Origin of the sequence: Streptosporangium heterodermiicola, from assembly GCF_051390675.1 — a bacterium.
Lineage (GTDB): Bacteria > Actinomycetota > Actinomycetes > Streptosporangiales > Streptosporangiaceae > Streptosporangium.
Genome location: NZ_JBPJSR010000009.1, coordinates 244827 through 261563 on the forward strand (window position 1 = coordinate 244827; position 16737 = coordinate 261563).

Below are 16737 nucleotides of genomic sequence, written 5' to 3' on the forward strand. Positions count from 1 at the left end.
TTCCGGGTGGTGGAGGCGGGCGCGCCCAGGTCAGGGATGGGCGCGCCCGCCCCGCTTTGACGGCTCAGCCGCCGTTGCGCTGCCTGTACGACGCCTGCGCTTCGGTCAGCCTGGCCGCGAACGTGTCCAGGAAGTCCTTGGGGGCGAGGCCGCCCCGCAGGACCTTCTGGAACTCCGGCTCCATGTCGGTCTTGGCGATCGCGTTGAACTCCGGCTTGAACCAGTCGGTCCGATACCAGAAGACGTCCATATTTGTGGATATCGGCACCAGGTAGGTCTTGCCGTCGGGCACCGTGCTCTTCACCGTGGCCAGCACCTGCTCGTTCAGCACGCCGTTCAGGGCACCGCCGGAGATCCGGGTGTCCACCGGCTCCAGCGCCTTCTGCGCCACCAGGCTCGACGGCATCGCGGTGGACACGCCGCCCACGTCGGGCAGGCCCCCTCCGGCGATGGCGGTGTCGTACTTCTGCTGTGCCTGGGCGATCGGGATGCCGACGTACCTCACCTCGATGGCCGGGTTCGCCTTATGGAACTCGGCGATGACGTGCCGCCACACCGGGGTGCGGGCCGGGCCGCCGTTGTCGTCCCAGAAGGTGAACGTGATCTTCCCACCGGAGGACCCCGACGGTTCCTCCGAGCCGCAGGCGGCGAGTCCCGCGCCGAGCGCCAGGGCCGTGGCCGGGATCGCCACGCGCTTGGAGCGTGTGATCATCTGCTCCTACCTCTCTGTGTCGTGTCCGCCGAGATGCCTTGACCACGCGGGCACCGGCCGTCCCGCCTCGGTACGGCGCCCGCTCCAGGGCACCCGGAGTTCCGAGTAGAGCGCGAGCCGTTCCGCGCTCGTCGCCGTCACCTCGGCGATCCTGGGCAGCACCCGGCGCTCGTCGCCGACCTCCTGGAACACGTCCGGTATGGCGAGGGGCTCGGGCGCCAGCCGCACCGCGTCGAGGACGCGCATGAAACCGGCGGTCCTCTCCAGCGGCACGAGCAGGCCGGCGCCGTCGCGGATGTGCGCGACGAGGTTCTCCAGCAGGTCGGTCCTGGGGTGGACGACCGAGGTCCCGTCGAACTCGACCCTGTCCTCGGTGTAGGTCAGCCGGATCCGGCCGCTCTCGCCGTGCACGATCAGGTACGGCTCGTGCCGCCGGTCCGCGCACAGCGAGACCGCGACCGTCACCACCGTCCCGTCGTCCATTCGCGCCCGTACGCACGAGGTGTCGTCCGCCTCGATCACGTTGGCCCGGTAGAGCTCGACCTCGACGTCCTCGACCCCCGCGCCGGAGACGGCCAGCGCGGTCGCGGTCGCGTGCGCGAGCGGGTTGGTGAGGACGCCGTCCATCACGGGGACGCCGTCGACCTCGCGCCTTCCCGCCCACGGCACCCGGCCGTAGTAGGAGTAGGGCCGCTCCCAGGCGCCCGCCGCGCCGATACCGGTGACCCGGCCGATCGCCCCCTCGGCGATCATCCGCCGGACGGCCGGGATCGCCTCCGAGCCCAGGCTCTGGAACCCCACCTGGCAGGCGAGCCCGGTCTCCTCGGCCACCGCGACGATCCGCAGGTAGTCCGCGTACGTGGCGGCGGGCGGCTTCTCCAGCAGCACGTGCGAGCCGGCGCGCAGCGCCTTCCCCGCCAGCTCGGCGTGGGTGTGGATGGGCGTGCACAGGATCGTCACCTCGGCGCCGGTACGCCCGATCAGCTCGACCAGGTCGCCGGAGAACTCCGCCCCCTCGGGCAGGTCGTCGACGGGCCGCACGTCGCACACCCCGGCCAGGTCCACCAGCCCGGCCTCGGACAGCCGCCGGACGTTCGACAGGTGCCACCAGCCGTGCCCGTGCGCCCCGGCGAGCACCACGCGAACCGGTTCCATCACGCCATCTCCCATCGCAGTCCCCGCCCACCGGGCCGGACCCGGCCGGCCCGGCGGGCTCTTCCACGTGTCCGTGTCATCGGTCGCTCACCGCTCCTCGCTCGTCGGGTCGGCCGGGGCCGGGCAGTCACGGGCGCCACGGGCGTCACCGGTCTCGCCGTCACGGGGGCCGGGGCGCTCACCGTCACGAGGAGCGTCATCCCTTCACCGCCCCCGCCGACATGCCCTGCACCAGGTAGCGCTGGACCACCGTGAAGACGAGCACCACTGGCACGGCGGCGACGACCCCACCGGCCGCCAGCGCGCCGAAGTCCACGCTGAACTCGCCCAGGGTGTACGCGAGCCCGACGGGCACCGTGAACTTCTCCTGCTCGTTGACGAACATCAGCGCGAACAGGAAGTTGTTCCAGCTGTGGACGAAGGCGAACGAGCCGACCGCGACCAGGGCGGGGGCGATCAGCAGGTAAGGGGTCCTGGCGGCGCGACCTGGCCGGCGGCGTGTCAGGGGACCCGCCGTGGAGATTGCCATCGCCGTCAACTCCCTCCGGGTCGGCGTCATGGACTGCAACCGGTTGCAAGAAACACTGAGGACATCTTCCGGCAACGTCAAGGGCCCAATTTGGTAAATCACCCGCCATCTGCGGATTTTTCGGTATTTCTGATAGCCAGAGGTGCGCAACCGATCTCGTACCGCTTCGCAAAGCATCCGATTCCGGCGTTGACAGTCACGCAACCGCTTGCACTAATGTGCTTCAGGGCCCGATGCCGGGTCGGGGCGAAGGAGCATGGTGGCAGCGACGATCAGGGATGTGGCGCGGGCGTCGGGAGTGCACGTCTCGACGGTGTCCCGCACCTTCTCCGCGCCCCACCTGGTGAACACCGAGACCCGCAACCGGGTGCTCGCCGTCGCCGAGGACCTCGGCTACCGCCCCAACCGCGCCGCGCGGGCCCTCACCACCGGCAGGACCCACAACATCGGCCTCATCGTCGCCGACATCTCCAACCCGTTCTTCCCGCCGCTGATCAAGGCCGCCCAGGCGCACGCCAGGGCCCGCGACTACCACGTGTTCGTGGCCGACACCGACGAGGACCCGCTGGTCGAGGAGGAGCTGATCCAGACCCTCGCCAAGCAGGTCGACGGGGTCCTGCTCTGCAGCCCCCGGCTCTCCAACCGGGCCATCGAGCGCCTCCACGCCGACGTGCCGTTCGTGGTGGTCAACCGGCGGATGAAGGGCCTGCCGACGATCCTGATGGACGTCGGCGAGGGCGCCCGCCTCGCGATCGAGCACCTCACCGGCCTCGGCCACCGCGGGATCGCCCTGCTCTCCGGGCCGAGCGGCTCGTGGACCAGCGGCGAGATGAGCGCCGCCGCCACCGCGATCGACGGTGTCGAGCTGGTCATCCTCGGCCCGAACGCGCCCACCGAGCAGGGCGGCCTCGCCGTCGCCGGCGAGGTGGTCGCCTCCGGGGTGACGGGCGTGCTCGCCTACAACGACCTGGTGGCCATCGGGCTCATCGAGGGCCTGTACGAGCGCGGCGTGCGCGTCCCAGACGACATCAGCGTGGTCGGCGTCGACGACATCGTGTCCGGGCGGCTGAACCGGCCCAAACTGACCACCGTGGCCATGCCCACGGCCGCCGCCGGGCGGATGGCGGTGGACCTGCTGCTGCAGTCGTTCGGCGAGGGTGCCACCCCCACCCTGGCCACCCTGGACACCAGCCTGGTCGTCCGTGAATCCACCGGAGAGGTGCGCACATGAGCTTCGGAACCACCCCGTCGGGCGAGCAGGTCGAGCGGCACGTGCTGTCGAACGGGCGGATGCGCGCCGCGATCCTCGGCTACGGGGCGATCCTGCAGTCGCTGGAGGTCTCCGGCGTCGACGTGGTCCTCGGCTACGACAACCTCGGCGACTATCTGACGCGCAGCCGCTACTTCGGCGCCGTGGTCGGCCGGTACGGCAACCGCGTCGCGAACGGGCGGTTCACCCTCGACGGCCGCGACCACGAGCTGCCGGTCAACAACGGCCCCAACAGCCTGCACGGCGGGCCGCAGGGCTTCGACACCCGCGTCTGGCGGATCACCGGCGCCTCGGACACAGCCGTCACCCTGGAGTACGTGAGCCGGGACGGCGAGCAGGGCTACCCCGGCACCCTCACCGTCTCGGTCACCTACACGCTGACCGGCGACGCGATCCGGCTCGACTACGACGCGGTCACCGACGCGCCGACCGTGCTGAACCTCACCAACCACTCCTACTTCAACCTCGCCGGGGGCGGCGACGTCCTCAAGCACGTGGTCCGCATCGACGCCGACCACTACCTGCCGGTCGACGCCACGCAGATCCCCACCGGGGAGCTCGCCCCGGTCGCCGGCACCCCGTTCGACTTCACCTCGCCGTGCGAGATCGGCGAGCGGATCGCCGACCCGGCGCTGGGGGACGGCTACGACCACTGCTACGTCCTGCGCGGCGGCATCGAGGTCCGCGAGCCGGCCGGGGGGCTCAGCATGGAGGTCACCACCACCGAGCCGGGCGTGCAGTTCTACACGGGCAACTTCCTGGACGGCGTCGCCACCGCGTACGGCAAGCACGCGGGCCTGTGCCTGGAGACCCAGCACTTCCCCGACTCGCCGAACCAGCCGCACTTCCCCTCGGTGATCCTGCGTCCCGGCGAGCGGTTCGCCTCCACCACCACCTACCGCTTCACCTGACGGCCCCGGGCTCCCCGGTGAATCATCGGGTGAACCATCCGGTGGGCCGTCAGGTGGGCCAGAAGTAGAAGGTCAGCGAGGGGCGGCGCGCGTCGCCGCCCAGCGCGATCAGGCCCAGCCTCACCCCGGTCCCGTGAGCCGCCATCGCCTCCCGCAGGCGCAGCAGCGGGCCGAGGTCGTGCTCGTACGACCTCCGCAGGAAACCGAGCAGCTCCGCGAGCCCGGCCGGATCGTCCCACCCCCACGGGGCGCAGAGGAAGAAGATCTTCTGCCGCGTCGTGTGCCCGTCGTGCGACAGCTGCAGGAAGAGCGACCGGCCGGCGGGCCTCGGCCGCGACGCGGTGGCGAAGAGGTCGTGCAGCCGAGTGGCGGGGAGCAGGTCCGGGTGCGTCCCCGCGCGCTCGCCGAGGGTACGGCCCGGGCCCGCGGGCAGCCACTTGTAGGTCTTCCACGCCGTGAGCTCGCCGCCCGCGAAGTCGTACCCGATCACCTCGACGTCGCCGGGAAGCCCGCAGCCGTGCAGGCGTTCCGCCCGCCCGAGGGTCTCCACCAGCGCGGGGAACCTGGCGGCGAGCTCGTCCGGGCGCAGCCAGCCGGTCCTGAAGTAGACCGTCCCGCGCCCGCCGCCACCGGCCCCGTAGCCCAGGCCGAGCATCAGCGGCGCCGGGAGGTCGGCGGGGGCCCCGGCCAGGTGGGCCTCGAACAGGCCGGACATCCGGGCGGACTGCTCCCCGGTGGAGCACCCGGCGGCGGATCGGGCACGCGCCAGGGAGTCCGCCCGGTCGCCGGGCCGGTGCCCGGCCAGGTCGACGACGCAGCGCAGGGACGGGACGCCCCGCTCGCCGAGCTTCAGCGAGACCTCGACCGGTACGTCGGAGCCGGTGAGGAGGGAACGCCGCCGGGGCTCCCCGGTGATCCGCAGCAGCTCGTCCGCGACGGCACCCGCGTCGTCGCGCACGCCGAGCCGCACGGCGAGATCACCGAACGCGGCGGCCAGCCGAACCGTCGGCGTACGACCGGCCGGGGTGGAGGGTGTCGTGTCCGGTACGGGACCCCTCAAGTCAGGAACGGGTCCCTTCAGGCCGGGCACGGGAACCACCGGGGCCGGAGCGGACCCCGCCGGACCCGGCGTGGAGGCGGATGGGGCCGGGGGAGTGGAGGCGGATGGGTCCGGCGGGGGGAGTGCCGGTTTCGCGGGCCGGGGGGATCGCCTCCCTGTTACGGTGCTGCTGCCCGGAACGGTCAGGCCCTGACCGTCGCCCGCCCCGGCCGAGCCGGGCGATGAGCCGCTCCCGTGGGAAAACGGGGGAGTGGAGGCCACGGTTCTCTCCTCGGATCGGGTGGGACACGGTGACGGCTCGGACCGGGCCGGCACGGGGACGGTTCGGATCGGACGGGGCACGGTGACGGTTCGGACGGGGCACGGTGACGGCTCTGATCTCGGCACTGTGACGGCTGGGATCGGATGGACACGGTGACGGCTCGGATCGGGGGCGCGGTGACGGCCGAGACAGCCGACGTGTTGGTCATCGGTGCCGGTGTCGCCGGGCTCGCCTGCGCGCGAGAGCTGTCCGCGCGGGGATTCCACGTCGTGGTGGCCGAGGCGAGACCCACGATCGGCGGCAGGGTCCGCACCCTCAGGACGGGCCTGGCGGGACCGGTCGAGCTGGGCGCCCAGGTCGTCCATCCGGCCCGCTGCGACGCCTTCGACGAGCTGCTCCGCGAGGCGCGGCTCACCACCGCGCCCATGGAGCCCGCCGCCGGGTTCGTGGTCGTCTCCGGGGGCGCGCACCACGACGCCGCCGCCCTCGCCGCGCGGGTGCGCCCCCTGCCCTGGGCTGCCGAGGACGGGCTGTACGCGTCGCGGCCGCTGTCCGGAACGGTCGACCGCGCCCTCTCCGGCCTCGCCCCGCCCGCCCGCGCGCTGGCTCGCTCCTGGATGGAACAGGTGGTGGGCCAGGATCCGGCGCTGCTCGGCCTGGCGGAGACCGCCGCGTCGTACCACGGCAGGGGACGGGGCGGGGAGCGCGTGGTCGTGGACGGGTTCGACCGGTTGGCCTACGCGCTCGCCGGGGGGCTGGAGATCCGTACGGGCTCCCCGGCCGAGCGGCTGCGCTGGGGGCCCGGCGGTGTGGAGGCCGCGACCGCCTCGGCGGTGATCCGCGCGCGTGCGGCCGTGGTCACCCCGCCCCCGCAGGTGGCCGCCGGGAACCTCGTCTTCGACCCGCCGCTGCCCCGGAGCAGGATAGACGCGGCCGGGATCCTCGCCTCGTGCGACGCCGTCGCGGTCGTGCTGGTCACCGCCGGGCCCGCCGCCCGCTCCCGCTCGTTCCTGCTGGCCGACCCTCCCGGCGGTCTCTGGACCCGCCTGGCCGGTTCGCGCCTCACGACCGGCCACGTCAAGGGCCCCTCCGCGAAGTTGGCGCGACGACCCGGATGGGAGAACGACCTGATCAGGGCGTTCGGCCCCGACCTCGAAGGCGTGGACGACGTGCTCGTCATGGACTGGGGACGCGACCCGTGGGCACGCGGCGCCTACAGCGTTCCGGTGACCGGTGCCGCCGCCGCCTCCGCCGCGTGGGCCGAGCCGCTCGGCGACACCGTCTTCTTCGCCGGGGAGGCGTCGGCGGCACCGGAGCTGCGCGGCCTCGTCCAGGGGGCGCTGGCAAGCGGCCGGAGAGCCGCCGCCGAGGTGGCGCTCAGCCTGTCCGGCGGCCGTGACACCCGCGACAGGCCGGGCGGCGACGGCGACACCCGCGACCGGTGCGGTGCCGAGAGACCACGTGACGGACACGACCCTCACGACCAGCGCACCGGCAGGGACGCGTAACCGCGGGGAACGACGCCCGGCCGGCGGACGGCGGGCGCACCAGGCCGCGGCTCGGCCCCGCATCCCCGGATCGCCGAGACCAGCAGCCCCGCGAGCAGCCTGACCAGGGGCGCGCCGAGGCAGGTGTGCGGTCCGGCCCCGAAGGACAGGTGCGGGTTGACGCGGCGCCCCAGATCGAGCCGGTCGGGGTCGGCGAACCTCGCGCCGTCGCGGTTGGCCGCCCCGAGCAGCGGCACGACGCCGTCACCCCGGCGGATGGACCGGCCCCCGACGACGAGATCCTCCCCGGCGGTACGCGCGGTGAACTGGATGGGCGGATCGATCCTCAGCAACTCCTCCACGGCCCGCCGCTCCGGTGACCTGGTCTCCGGTGAGCGGGTCTCCGGGGGCGGGGGCCGCTCGGGCGACCGGCCGGGACTCGCCAGGTCGTGCCAGCGGCCCGGTTCGGCGAGCAGGGCGGCGACCGCGTTGGTGATCATGTCGGCCAGGGGCTCGACGCCGCCGACGACGAGGAGACCCGCGGTGGCCATCGCCTCCGCCGGAGCGAGCAGCCCTTCGGCGTGCCCCCGCGCCAGGACGGTGAACGCGTCCGGGCGCGGGTCGGCGATCCTGGCGAACAGGTGGTCGGCGAACCGGTCGCACATCGCCGACATCGCCTCCTCCCCGCCCCGCCCCGGACCGGCGAACGGGTCGAGGTTGCCCGCCACGGCGTCGGCCCAGCCGCCGAAGTCGGGCAGGTCGTCGTCCGGCAGCCCGAGGAACCCGGCGACCACCCGGACGGCCAGCGGGCGGGCGAACCCGGTGGCGAGGTCGATCTCCCGGCCCAACCCCGCCGCCTCGCGGACCCGCGACACCCACGCGGTGACCAGCGGGGCGAGCGCGCGCTCGTACTCGCGAAGCGCCCGAGGCAGGAACGCGGGCGTCGCGGCCCGCCGGAGCCTCGTGTGGTCGGGCGGGTCGGTGTTCAGCATGGACACCGGCAGCGCCGCGTGCCCCTGCCGCAACCGCTGCCCCTGCCGCGCGGAGAAGCGGGCGTCGCCGAGCACGGTCAGGCAGTCGCGGTGCCGGGTGAGGAACCACACGCGGGCCCCCGGCACGAGACGCATCGGATCGTGCTCGCGCAGGGCACGGTAGGCGGGATAGGGATCGGCGTGGATCTCCGGGGCACGAGGGTCGTACGCGGGCTCTGTCATCGGCGTCACTCGGTGTCACTCGGTGTCAATCGACGTCACTCGGTGTCGATGGAGATCAGTGCATGGTCAGGCCGCCGTCGACCGTCAGGACCTGGCCGCTCATGAACTCCGAGTCGGAGGAGCAGAGGAACAGCATGGTGCCGACGAGGTCGCGGGGGTGCTGGTGCCGTTTGACGGACTGGTACTGCAGGATCTCCTGCACGGCCTCCCGACCCGCCGGAGTGAGCCGGCGGTCCGGGAGATCGGGGACCACCGCCCCCGGGGCCAGCGCGTTCACCCGGACGCCGTGTTCGCCGTACTCGCGGGCGAGGGCCTTGGTCAGCCCGATCACCCCCGACTTGGCCGCGATGTAGTGGGCCATGTGGGACAGCCCCGACCACACCAGGTTCGTCGTCACGTTGACGATCACGCCGTGCCCCTGCTTCCGCATCACCGGCAGCACCGCCCGGCAGCACAGGAACACGCTGTCGAGGTTCAGGGCGACCACCCGCCGCCAGGCGTCGTGGTCGATGTCCTCGAACGCCACGTGCGGGTAGCTGCCCGCGTTGTTGACCAGCACGTCGACGGCCCCGAACCGCGACAGCACGGTGGCGGCCATCCCGGCGGTCTCGTCGGGAGAGGTCACGTCGACCCCCAGGGAGTGCGCGCGCTCCACGCCCGCCCGCTCGTTGAGCCAGGCGGCGAAGCCGGCCGCGCTCCGCTCGTCGATGTCGCACACGACGACCCGGGCACCCTCCTGGACGAGGGCCGTGCAGTACCAGCGGCCGATGCCGTTGGCCCCGCCCGTCACGATGACGACGCTGTCGTCCAGCCTGCCCATCAGATCCTCTTCCGGTCGTCGTCCGGCTGGTAGAACATCAACCGGTTGCCGTCGATGTCGCTCGACTCCAGGAACCGCGCGACGCCCGCGACGTCGCGCGTACGGGCCGGCGGGGTCGTCCCGTCGCCGTCGAGCAGCTCGCGGACGCGCTCCAGGTCGTCCACCCGGAAGTCGAGCACCGCGCCGCCGCTCACCCCGGCGGTGGGGATCTCCGACAGGCCGATGCTCACCCCGGGCACCGGGGACGCCAGCTCGATCCAGCCGAACTCCGGGATCGCCGCCATGACGCGGCAGCCGAGCACCCGTTCGTACCATCCCGCCGCGACCTCGGCGTTCGCCACCGTCAGCACGCACTGCAACCTGCGGTCGTCCGTGCCGGCGACGGCCGGGGGCTGGGCGGCCATCCGGGCGGCGGCGCTGCCCGGGGAGGCCGAGGTCGCCGCCGCCGGCAGGTCGCCGTCCAGCGGGAGCGCCCTGAGCGCGTCGATCAGCTCCTCCCGCCGCTCCGCCAGGAACCCGGCCACCGTGCCCGCCGCGTCACCCTCCGCTGTGCCTGTTGTGCCCGTTGTATCGCCCGCCGTGCCCGTCGTGCCCTTCGTGTCTGTTGTGTCGCCCGCCGTGCCTGTCGCGTTCGTCGTGCTGCTCGCGGTGGCCGCCGCCGTGACGTACGCCTTCCCGCTGTTCTCCCTCGGCGGGCTCCCCGACGAGCGCCCGGCCGGTTCCCCGGCTGGATCCCCGGACGGTTTCCCGGACGCCTTTTTGGTCGTTCCGCCGGTCGTGGGCAGTCCCGAGCGCCAGGTCTCCCGCTCCTCCAGGCGGGGCCTGACCGCGTCGGTGAGGAGTTTGAGGATGTCGGCGGGGGCGAACGCGATGTTGACGGCGAGGGAGTGCCCCACCGCCTTCGCGCTGTGCCAGGTCCCGGCCGGCAGGCACAGGACGTCGCCTGGCCCCAGCAGGACCTCGGCGAACGTCTCCTCGGAGATCTCCGGGCGCTCCCAGGGGCGGACCGAGCTGGGGGCCCGCCCGATGTAGCGCACCCCGCCGTCCGGGCCGGCGAAGGCGTTGCCCAGGGGGAACGGGACCCCGGGCGCCCGCGACAGGCGCCAGCGCTTGTGCCCGTCCAGCTGCAGTGTCGTCACGACGTGGGCGTCGAAGTGGGTGTTGAAACCGTAGCCGTGCGGTGAGAGGTAGCACTTGACGCTCGCGTCGCCGTGGTGGCCCAGCTCGTGCTTGAGCCGGGCGGCCAGCTCCGCGATCCGGGGGGCGGCACGCTCGATGGGCTCCACGCAGATCGAGGCGCCACGCCCGAGATGCCCGGCCACGTCGGAGGCCTCCACCGCGACGTGCGCCCCGGCGGCGCCCCCGTCGCCCTCGTGGTCGCCGCTGGCGCGGATGAGCAGGCCGAGCTCGCGCTGGCGGCTCACCGCCTCGCGCAGGTCCGCCATGGTGAACAGGTCGCGGAACCGGCCGGCGGGCCCCTGGACGTGCAGCGGCCTGCGCTGCCAGTACGCGGTGCGGAACACGTCGGGGTCGAGCGGGTGCACCAGCGAGGCCAGCGCGGAGGCGCCCCGCCCCGCGGGCCCGGGGGCGGTGACGGTCAGCGGCCACGTCCCTGTCGTCCCTGTCGTCCCTGTCGTCCCGGCCGTCTTGGTCGTCCCAGCCGTGCCGGTCGTCTCGGCTGTTCCGGTCACCTCGGTCATTCCGCCTCCCGGGAACCGAGGAGGAGGCTGTAGACGACCGACTCGTGCAGCCCGTCGAAGCCGAGCAGGTCGTCGAGCTCGCGGTCGAAATAGCCGCCGACGGGCACCGCCGCCAGGCCGCGCCCGGAGGCGGCGAGCACCGCGTTGTGCACGGCGTGCCCCGCTTCGACGAGCACGAAGCGGTAGCCGCGCTCGCCGTACTTGAAGACGGAGCGCTGGAACACCGCCGACACCAGCAGCACGGCCGGTGCCGAGGCGACGAGCTCGGACTGGACGAAGCAGCTCCCGGCCTCGAACTCGCCCAGCTCGTGCAGCTCGTGCGCCGTCGGATCGTAGTGGTAGAGCCCCTTGACCAGGCCGGACACGTCGCGCGCCCAGAGATACAGCTCCAGGGGGTACAGGGCGCCGCCCGAGGGGACGGCACGGAAGGGGCGCGGGTAGCGGCTGTCGGCGTTGGGTCTCGTCACCCCGTACGCGCACCGCAGGACCTTCGAAACGTCGGGCAGTCCCACCGGCCCCCGGCCGAACCCCCGCGCGGACTCGCGGCCGATCAGCGCCTCGTCAAGATCGATCTTCGACGGCGGGAGCTCGTACGGCAGCGCGATCCGGGGACGGTCGCGGTACGGCTTCGTCTCGCGCAGCCCGTTCATCACCGCGACGACCGTGCTGTCGGCGGGGTGCCTGTCGAAGTACAGATGGGGTGTGGCCCGGCTCGTCTTGGAGTTCTCGTGGAAGCTCTCCCAGACCGCCTCCTCGCTCTCCTCCAGCAGGAACGCGTCGACCGGATGCATGGTGGCCCTTCCTCGTCGGGGATCTTCCTCGTCAGGGAAACGGGTGGGGATGCGGGTTGTCCTCGCCGGGGGACCAGCCGGGCAGCGAGGTCAGCCGCCACCCGCCCGTCGCCCGGTTGGAGTGGCCCATGTGCAGCGGATGCAGGCCGGGAACGACCACCCGCACGACCGACAGTCCGAGCTCCGCGACGTCCGGCGTCGTGAGGTCGCAGGCGATCACGTCCTCGCCGGTCGCCGCCACCCCCGCGACGAGCGCGCGAAGGGACAGGTCGCGGTCGCCGGACAGGTCGAGGTCGGTCTCCTGGGAGGAGTCCCAGGAGAAACGGGCGTACTCCTTGGACTCCTGCGGGCAGTAGTAGCGCAGATGGGCTCGCTGACCGTCCACGGCGGGGTGGCCGGACTCCACGTCGACGGGGACGGGGGGCAGGTAGTCCATCACCTGGACGGAGAACTTCCGCGTGTGCGCCAGCTCCTCCAGGCTCTTGCGGCAGGCGACCTCGGCGTCCGGGTGGGAGGCCGCGGCGAAGGCGAGGGCGGGTGACGTCCGGGTGAAGCCCTCCGCGATCGTCATGATGGACGGGCAGCCGACGTCGGTGCCGATGTCGACCATGTGCACCGTCAACCCGACCTCCTCGAAGCGCCGCACCAGGTCGGTGAGGGAGTCGGGCAGGCGGTCGAGCCTGATCCGGGGACGGCTCAGCCGTCCCTGCCACATGAGCGTGAACGCGTCACGCTCGACGACCTCGCACAGGGCCGACACGGTGGCCTCCTGGACGGAGGACCCGCAGGCCAGGCCGGTGGAGATGGGCTGGGCGATCGGCGTCTCCGCCCGGTAGTGGTAGGGGACGTACACGAAGGAGGCGGGCAGCAGGATCTCCTCCCCGGTGACCAGGGAGCGCCCGCGCGTCCAGGCGACCCGGGTGGCCGACGTGAACGGCCGCCAGGGGAAGCCCGGGATGGCGTACTGCTCGGGCCGGTAGAGGGCGTAGGTGCCCGGCGGGGTGGCCGGGTTGTCGAGGTCGTCGTAGGCGGAGACCAGGAGATCGTCGTAGGAGAAGCAGGCCGAGCAGTAGCGCTCGACCGCCTCGCCGATCGCCTTGGCCAGGGCCCGGCGCCGATCGGTCGCGGCGCCGCCGTTGTTGCCGAAGTTCTTCAGGAAGCCCATCGCCTCGGTGGAACAGGCTTCGGACAGGTAGTGGACGAAGCGCGGGTCGTCGTCGTCGATCCGCAGCTCGGTGATCTCGCGGACGATGCCCGTACGGGGATCCACGAGATCCGTCCACGCGTCGAGCAGATCCATCGGCCTCCTTTTCCGGTGATCCTGATGACCGCTGTGGTCCCGGTGGTCCCGGTGGTCCCGGTGGTCCCGGTGGTGTCCTTTCCGGCGGTGTCACCGCGGACCCGTGACGGGCTGGGGCCCGCGACCGGCGCGGACCCGTGACGGGCGCGGACCTGCGACAAGCACGGGTCCGCGACGGGTTCGGGCCTGTGACGGGCTCGGGGCCGTCACAAGTCATTCGGAGAGCTGGGAACCGTGAGTGATCACGGGTGCGCCCTGCCTGGCCGTCCCGCCGCAGTCGGGGCAGCGCGGCACCCGCAGCACCCGGCGCACGGCCGAGCGGAACGGCACGAGGCCGACCTCGATGACCCGGCCGCACGCGGTCACCGGCAGCCCGGCGAGGTGCTTGACGGCCTCGGTGGCCGCGATCTCCCCGGCCACCGAGGGAATCGAGGGCAGGAACCCGGCACCGGGCGAGCGCTGGGCGCGCAGCATCGCGTGGGCCTCGCGCCACACGTCGCCCGAGTCGATCCTGAGCAGGTAGCAGCGCAGGCAGGCGGTGTCGAAGGGATGGGTGAGCGGGCCGACCCGGATGACGAGGTCGTCGATCCAGACGGGCAGCAGGACGACGCGCGCGTCGAGCGCGCGCCGCGCCACGTCGACGAGGGCGGGGTCGGCCGGGCCGTCGGCCGCGGCGCACCAGAGGTCCCAGCCTTCCTCCCCGGCCGCCGGCGCGGGCCGCGACCCGACCCGGCCCACACCGCACGCCACCAGCGACCGGGTGAGCGCGTCGGCGACCTGGCCGGTGCCGGTCACGAGCACCGCCGACTTCGCGATCTCGCCGGGCCCGTCCGGGGACAGCCGCGCCATGCTCGACCAGAACCGGGCCGCGGGGTCGTCACCCGCGTCCTCGCCGAGCAGGCCCCGTGCCCGCAGGTTGACGATCACCTCGCGGACGCCCTCCCGCTCCCGCGGGGGGAAGGCGTCGACGAGCTCGTCCAGCGAACGCGATCCGTCCGCGAGTTCGGCGATCCGGGTGAGCAGGGCGCCGATTCCGGGCGCGGCCAGCCGCACCTCCGCCAGCCCACGTTTCGCGACGGCCTCGTCGGGGCCCAGATGGGCGATCTGGAGCTCCCGGCCGCTCAGCGGTTCCTGTGTCGCCAAGGCGCTAGGAGGCCGTGGGGGTCATGTCGGCCGCCGCGCAGGAGCAGCAGGGCGTGCAGCAGCAGCACGAGACGTCGACGCTGCGCACCGTGGCCCTGCGGCTGACGAGATCGCTGCCGACGGCGCGCTTGAACTCGAAGAACACACCCTCCAGGTCCTGCAGGTCGTCGAGGCTCAGGGCCGCGACGCGGCGGTTGTCGGTCGGGATGCCGCTGAACTCGGCGGCGAGGTCGTTGAGGTCGTGGACCGTCAGGTCGCGGATCCTGGGCAGCCGCTCCAGCTGCTCGGGGGTCGCCAGGCCCAGGTCGGCGACGGTCCGCGACTGCTCCTTCTTCTGGAGGTTCTCCGCGCGCTGCAGGTCGTCCGGATCTCTCGCGGGCACCGCGGACAGATCCTTGAAGGGATTGTTCTCGGTCATTCGAGTCACCTCTTTCGGTTGGGCGCCGTTCCTGTACCGTAAACTTTTGAAGCTTGCCGGGCAATGGCGAATAATTATTCAGGAATGAGTTTTCCGTGGTGAGGTAACCGTGGTTTCGGGCCAATCGAAAGGAGGGGGAATTGTCGATCTCCTCGGGATGGACGCAGCTGGCGTTCGGCGCCGACCTCGGCGACGACGTCGCCGTCCTCGACCTCGCCGGACGCTCGCTGGTCGCCGTACGGAGCGGTGGTGACGTGGGAGTTTATGACGCGACATGTCCGCACAGGGGTGCTCATCTCGGATACGGCGGAAAGGTCGACGGAAATGCAATTATTTGCCCTTTTCACGGGCATCGAGTGCAGTTAGGGGGCGAGAGTTCCGGTCGTTTCCGGATCGACCGCCACCGCTCGACGCTCCGGGCCGGGGGCCTTTTCGTGCTCCTCGATCCGTCGTTCGACACCGGGCTCGAAGATTTCCTGACGAACTTACAGGAAAGCCACAGAATTGTGTCGGGATTCTCGCTCCACGTGAAGGTCCCGGCGGAATACGTCATCGAGAACGTCTTCGACGCCGATCATTTCGCTCCCGTCCACGGGCTCGGCAGGCGTCCCCGGCTGAGTGTCCGCCCGGCGGAGGGCGGCGTGCTCTGCGTCGAGGGGGACCTCGACATGGTGCGTCCCAACCGCTGGCAGGCGGGAGAGCCCGGGGACGACCCGGCCAGGGCCCACTTCCGCGCCCTGGTGTTCAGCCCGAACCTGGTGGCCACCGAGCTGGGGTCGCCGGACGAGCCCAACGTCGTCATCACCGCGGCCACCCCGGCCGGTGACGGGGCGTGCGTGGTCAGGGTGACGGTCGCGGTGCCCGCCCGCAGGGCCTCCGGCTCCCCGACCGTCCGCGAGGTCGCCTCGCTCGTCGGCGGCAGCCGCACGGCGTTCGAGCAGGACGCCCTGATCTGGGAGCACCTCGACACCACCGTCGTCCCCCGATACACCGAGGGGGACGAGCTCGTGCGCGCCTACCGGTCGTACTGCCGGAGGTTCGGGGGCCCCGATGAGCGCCGACCGGCCTGACCCCTCCGTGCCCGGCCTCGCCGTCGCGGATGACGGCGACTGGGACGGTCTGGCCGTCATCGCGAGCGGTTCGGGGACCGGAGTGCTGTGGCTGCACGGCTACACGATGAGCGCCGCCGTCTGGCCACCGCTCTGGAGGCATCTGCCCGGCCACCGGCACGTGGCCGCCGACCTCCCCTGGCACGGGCGCTCCAGGCCGCCGCGCGACGGCGAGGACCGCGCCGCGCTGGCCGACCTGCTGGTGACCCGCGCCCTGGACGCGGGCGTACGGCACGTCGTCGCCCTGTCCTTCGGCACCGTGGTGGCCCTGGAGATGGCACTGCGCCACCCCCACGCGTTCGCCTCCTGGACGCTCGCCGCCCCCTCCTACGCGGGCGGCCCGCAGGACCGGGCGGTCGAGCGCCACTATCTCGACCTGCTCCTCCTGCGCCGCGGTGACGGTTCGAGGGCGCGGACGGCCGCGCTGTGGATGTCGTACGCCCCCATCTTCGGCGGGATCGCGGCCCGGCCCGAGGCGCGTTCCGCGCTCGCCGACGTCGTCGGCGGGCACGCCTGGGACGAGCTCGACGGCACCGGCCTCCGTCCCCTCCTGGAGCCCCGGCAGCCGGTGGCCCGCCTGGCCGCGCTGGACGCGCCCCTCCTCGTGCTCGTGGGCGACGGCGAGATCCCGGCGCACCGCGCCTGCGCGGAGACGATCGCGGCGGCGGCGCCCCGGGGTCTCCTGCGGGTCATCCCCGGGACGGGGCACCTCGCCCCGCTGGAGGAGCCGCGAACCGTCCTGGGGATCGTCGGCGCGCACATCGCCGAAGCCGAAGCCGATGCCGCCAACGACGCCGCCAACGCCAACGATGCCGCCAACGACGGCGACGCGGGGCACGGCTGACCCCGTCCTGTC

At 72.8% G+C, this 16737-nt stretch carries 16 protein-coding genes and 1 pseudogene; 6 read left to right on the forward strand and 11 right to left on the reverse strand.

Annotation, left to right across the window (positions count from 1 at the left end; all coding sequences use genetic code 11):
• Window positions 1-64: 64 nt before the first annotated feature.
• The 3 genes from ACSC1Q_RS21295 to ACSC1Q_RS21305 all read right to left on the reverse strand — a co-directional run bounded on the left by ACSC1Q_RS21295 (window position 65) and on the right by ACSC1Q_RS21305 (window position 2396).
• Window positions 65-712 (reverse strand): extracellular solute-binding protein, encoded by a 648-nt coding sequence (locus ACSC1Q_RS21295; RefSeq protein WP_436760443.1) that lies wholly within the window; start codon window positions 710-712, stop codon window positions 65-67.
• A 6-nt stretch (window positions 713-718) separates the two neighbouring features.
• Complete coding sequence (locus ACSC1Q_RS21300) at window positions 719-1867, reverse strand: Gfo/Idh/MocA family protein (protein WP_436760444.1); 1149 nt, start codon at window positions 1865-1867, stop codon at window positions 719-721.
• 196 nt (window positions 1868-2063) lie between these two features.
• The gene (locus ACSC1Q_RS21305; RefSeq protein WP_436760445.1) at window positions 2064-2396 is read right to left on the reverse strand and encodes an ABC transporter permease family protein; all 333 of its coding nucleotides are present in this window, start codon (window positions 2394-2396) and stop codon (window positions 2064-2066) included.
• A 259-nt stretch (window positions 2397-2655) separates the two neighbouring features.
• Between ACSC1Q_RS21305 and ACSC1Q_RS21310 the strand changes: the two genes are divergently transcribed.
• Window positions 2656-3627: a LacI family DNA-binding transcriptional regulator gene (locus tag ACSC1Q_RS21310; protein WP_436760446.1), complete on the forward strand. Its 972-nt coding sequence runs from the start codon at window positions 2656-2658 to the stop codon at window positions 3625-3627.
• Window positions 3624-4577, forward strand: coding sequence for an aldose epimerase family protein (locus ACSC1Q_RS21315; protein WP_436760447.1), 954 nt, complete (start codon window positions 3624-3626; stop codon window positions 4575-4577). Before ACSC1Q_RS21310 ends, ACSC1Q_RS21315 begins: the two co-directional genes overlap by 4 nt.
• A 49-nt stretch (window positions 4578-4626) precedes the next feature.
• On the opposite strand, the gene ACSC1Q_RS21320 is transcribed toward ACSC1Q_RS21315, so the two are convergent.
• Window positions 4627-5637 (reverse strand): hypothetical protein, encoded by a 1011-nt coding sequence (locus tag ACSC1Q_RS21320; RefSeq protein ID WP_436760448.1) that lies wholly within the window; start codon window positions 5635-5637, stop codon window positions 4627-4629.
• A gap of 414 nt (window positions 5638-6051) precedes the next feature.
• Between ACSC1Q_RS21320 and ACSC1Q_RS21325 the strand changes: the two genes are divergently transcribed.
• A complete protein-coding gene (locus ACSC1Q_RS21325; protein WP_436760449.1) occupies window positions 6052-7407 on the forward strand; it encodes a flavin monoamine oxidase family protein in 1356 nt (451 codons plus the stop codon).
• On the opposite strand, the gene ACSC1Q_RS21330 is transcribed toward ACSC1Q_RS21325, so the two are convergent.
• The 7 genes from ACSC1Q_RS21330 to ACSC1Q_RS21360 form a co-directional block, all read right to left on the reverse strand.
• Window positions 7377-8600 carry a cytochrome P450 gene (locus tag ACSC1Q_RS21330; protein WP_436760450.1) on the reverse strand — a complete coding sequence of 408 codons (1224 nt, stop codon included), beginning with the start codon at window positions 8598-8600 and terminating at the stop codon, window positions 7377-7379. The two genes, ACSC1Q_RS21325 and ACSC1Q_RS21330, sit on opposite strands and share 31 nt — an antisense overlap.
• Window positions 8601-8655: 55 nt before the next feature.
• Window positions 8656-9420 (reverse strand): SDR family NAD(P)-dependent oxidoreductase, encoded by a 765-nt coding sequence (locus ACSC1Q_RS21335; protein ID WP_436760451.1) that lies wholly within the window; start codon window positions 9418-9420, stop codon window positions 8656-8658.
• A complete protein-coding gene (locus ACSC1Q_RS21340; RefSeq protein ID WP_436760452.1) occupies window positions 9420-11120 on the reverse strand; it encodes a JmjC domain-containing protein in 1701 nt (566 codons plus the stop codon). The genes ACSC1Q_RS21335 and ACSC1Q_RS21340 overlap by 1 nt, the downstream gene beginning before the upstream one ends.
• Window positions 11117-11911 carry a SagB family peptide dehydrogenase gene (locus tag ACSC1Q_RS21345; RefSeq protein ID WP_436760453.1) on the reverse strand — a complete coding sequence of 265 codons (795 nt, stop codon included), beginning with the start codon at window positions 11909-11911 and terminating at the stop codon, window positions 11117-11119. The genes ACSC1Q_RS21340 and ACSC1Q_RS21345 overlap by 4 nt, the downstream gene beginning before the upstream one ends.
• Window positions 11912-11942: 31 nt before the next feature.
• Window positions 11943-13211 (reverse strand): YcaO-like family protein, encoded by a 1269-nt coding sequence (locus ACSC1Q_RS21350; RefSeq protein WP_436760454.1) that lies wholly within the window; start codon window positions 13209-13211, stop codon window positions 11943-11945.
• 213 nt (window positions 13212-13424) lie between these two features.
• On the reverse strand, window positions 13425-14354 hold the full coding sequence (locus ACSC1Q_RS21355) for a TOMM precursor leader peptide-binding protein (RefSeq protein ID WP_436760455.1): 930 nt from the start codon (window positions 14352-14354) through the stop codon (window positions 13425-13427).
• Window positions 14355-14358: 4 nt separating this feature from the next.
• The gene (locus tag ACSC1Q_RS21360) at window positions 14359-14772 is read right to left on the reverse strand and encodes a hypothetical protein (RefSeq protein ID WP_436760456.1); all 414 of its coding nucleotides are present in this window, start codon (window positions 14770-14772) and stop codon (window positions 14359-14361) included.
• 140 nt (window positions 14773-14912) lie between these two features.
• On the opposite strand from ACSC1Q_RS21360, the pseudogene ACSC1Q_RS21365 reads away from it, so the two are divergent.
• The 3 genes and pseudogenes from ACSC1Q_RS21365 to ACSC1Q_RS21375 form a co-directional block, all read left to right on the forward strand.
• Window positions 14913-15131 (forward strand): annotated as a pseudogene (locus ACSC1Q_RS21365) (Rieske 2Fe-2S domain-containing protein); the annotation flags it as partial.
• A gap of 168 nt (window positions 15132-15299) precedes the next feature.
• Entirely contained in the window at window positions 15300-15842 is a 543-nt protein-coding gene (locus ACSC1Q_RS21370; RefSeq protein WP_436760562.1) for a hypothetical protein, read from the forward strand.
• Window positions 15823-16725 (forward strand): alpha/beta fold hydrolase, encoded by a 903-nt coding sequence (locus ACSC1Q_RS21375; protein WP_436760457.1) that lies wholly within the window; start codon window positions 15823-15825, stop codon window positions 16723-16725. Before ACSC1Q_RS21370 ends, ACSC1Q_RS21375 begins: the two co-directional genes overlap by 20 nt.
• Window positions 16726-16737: the final 12 nt, after the last annotated feature.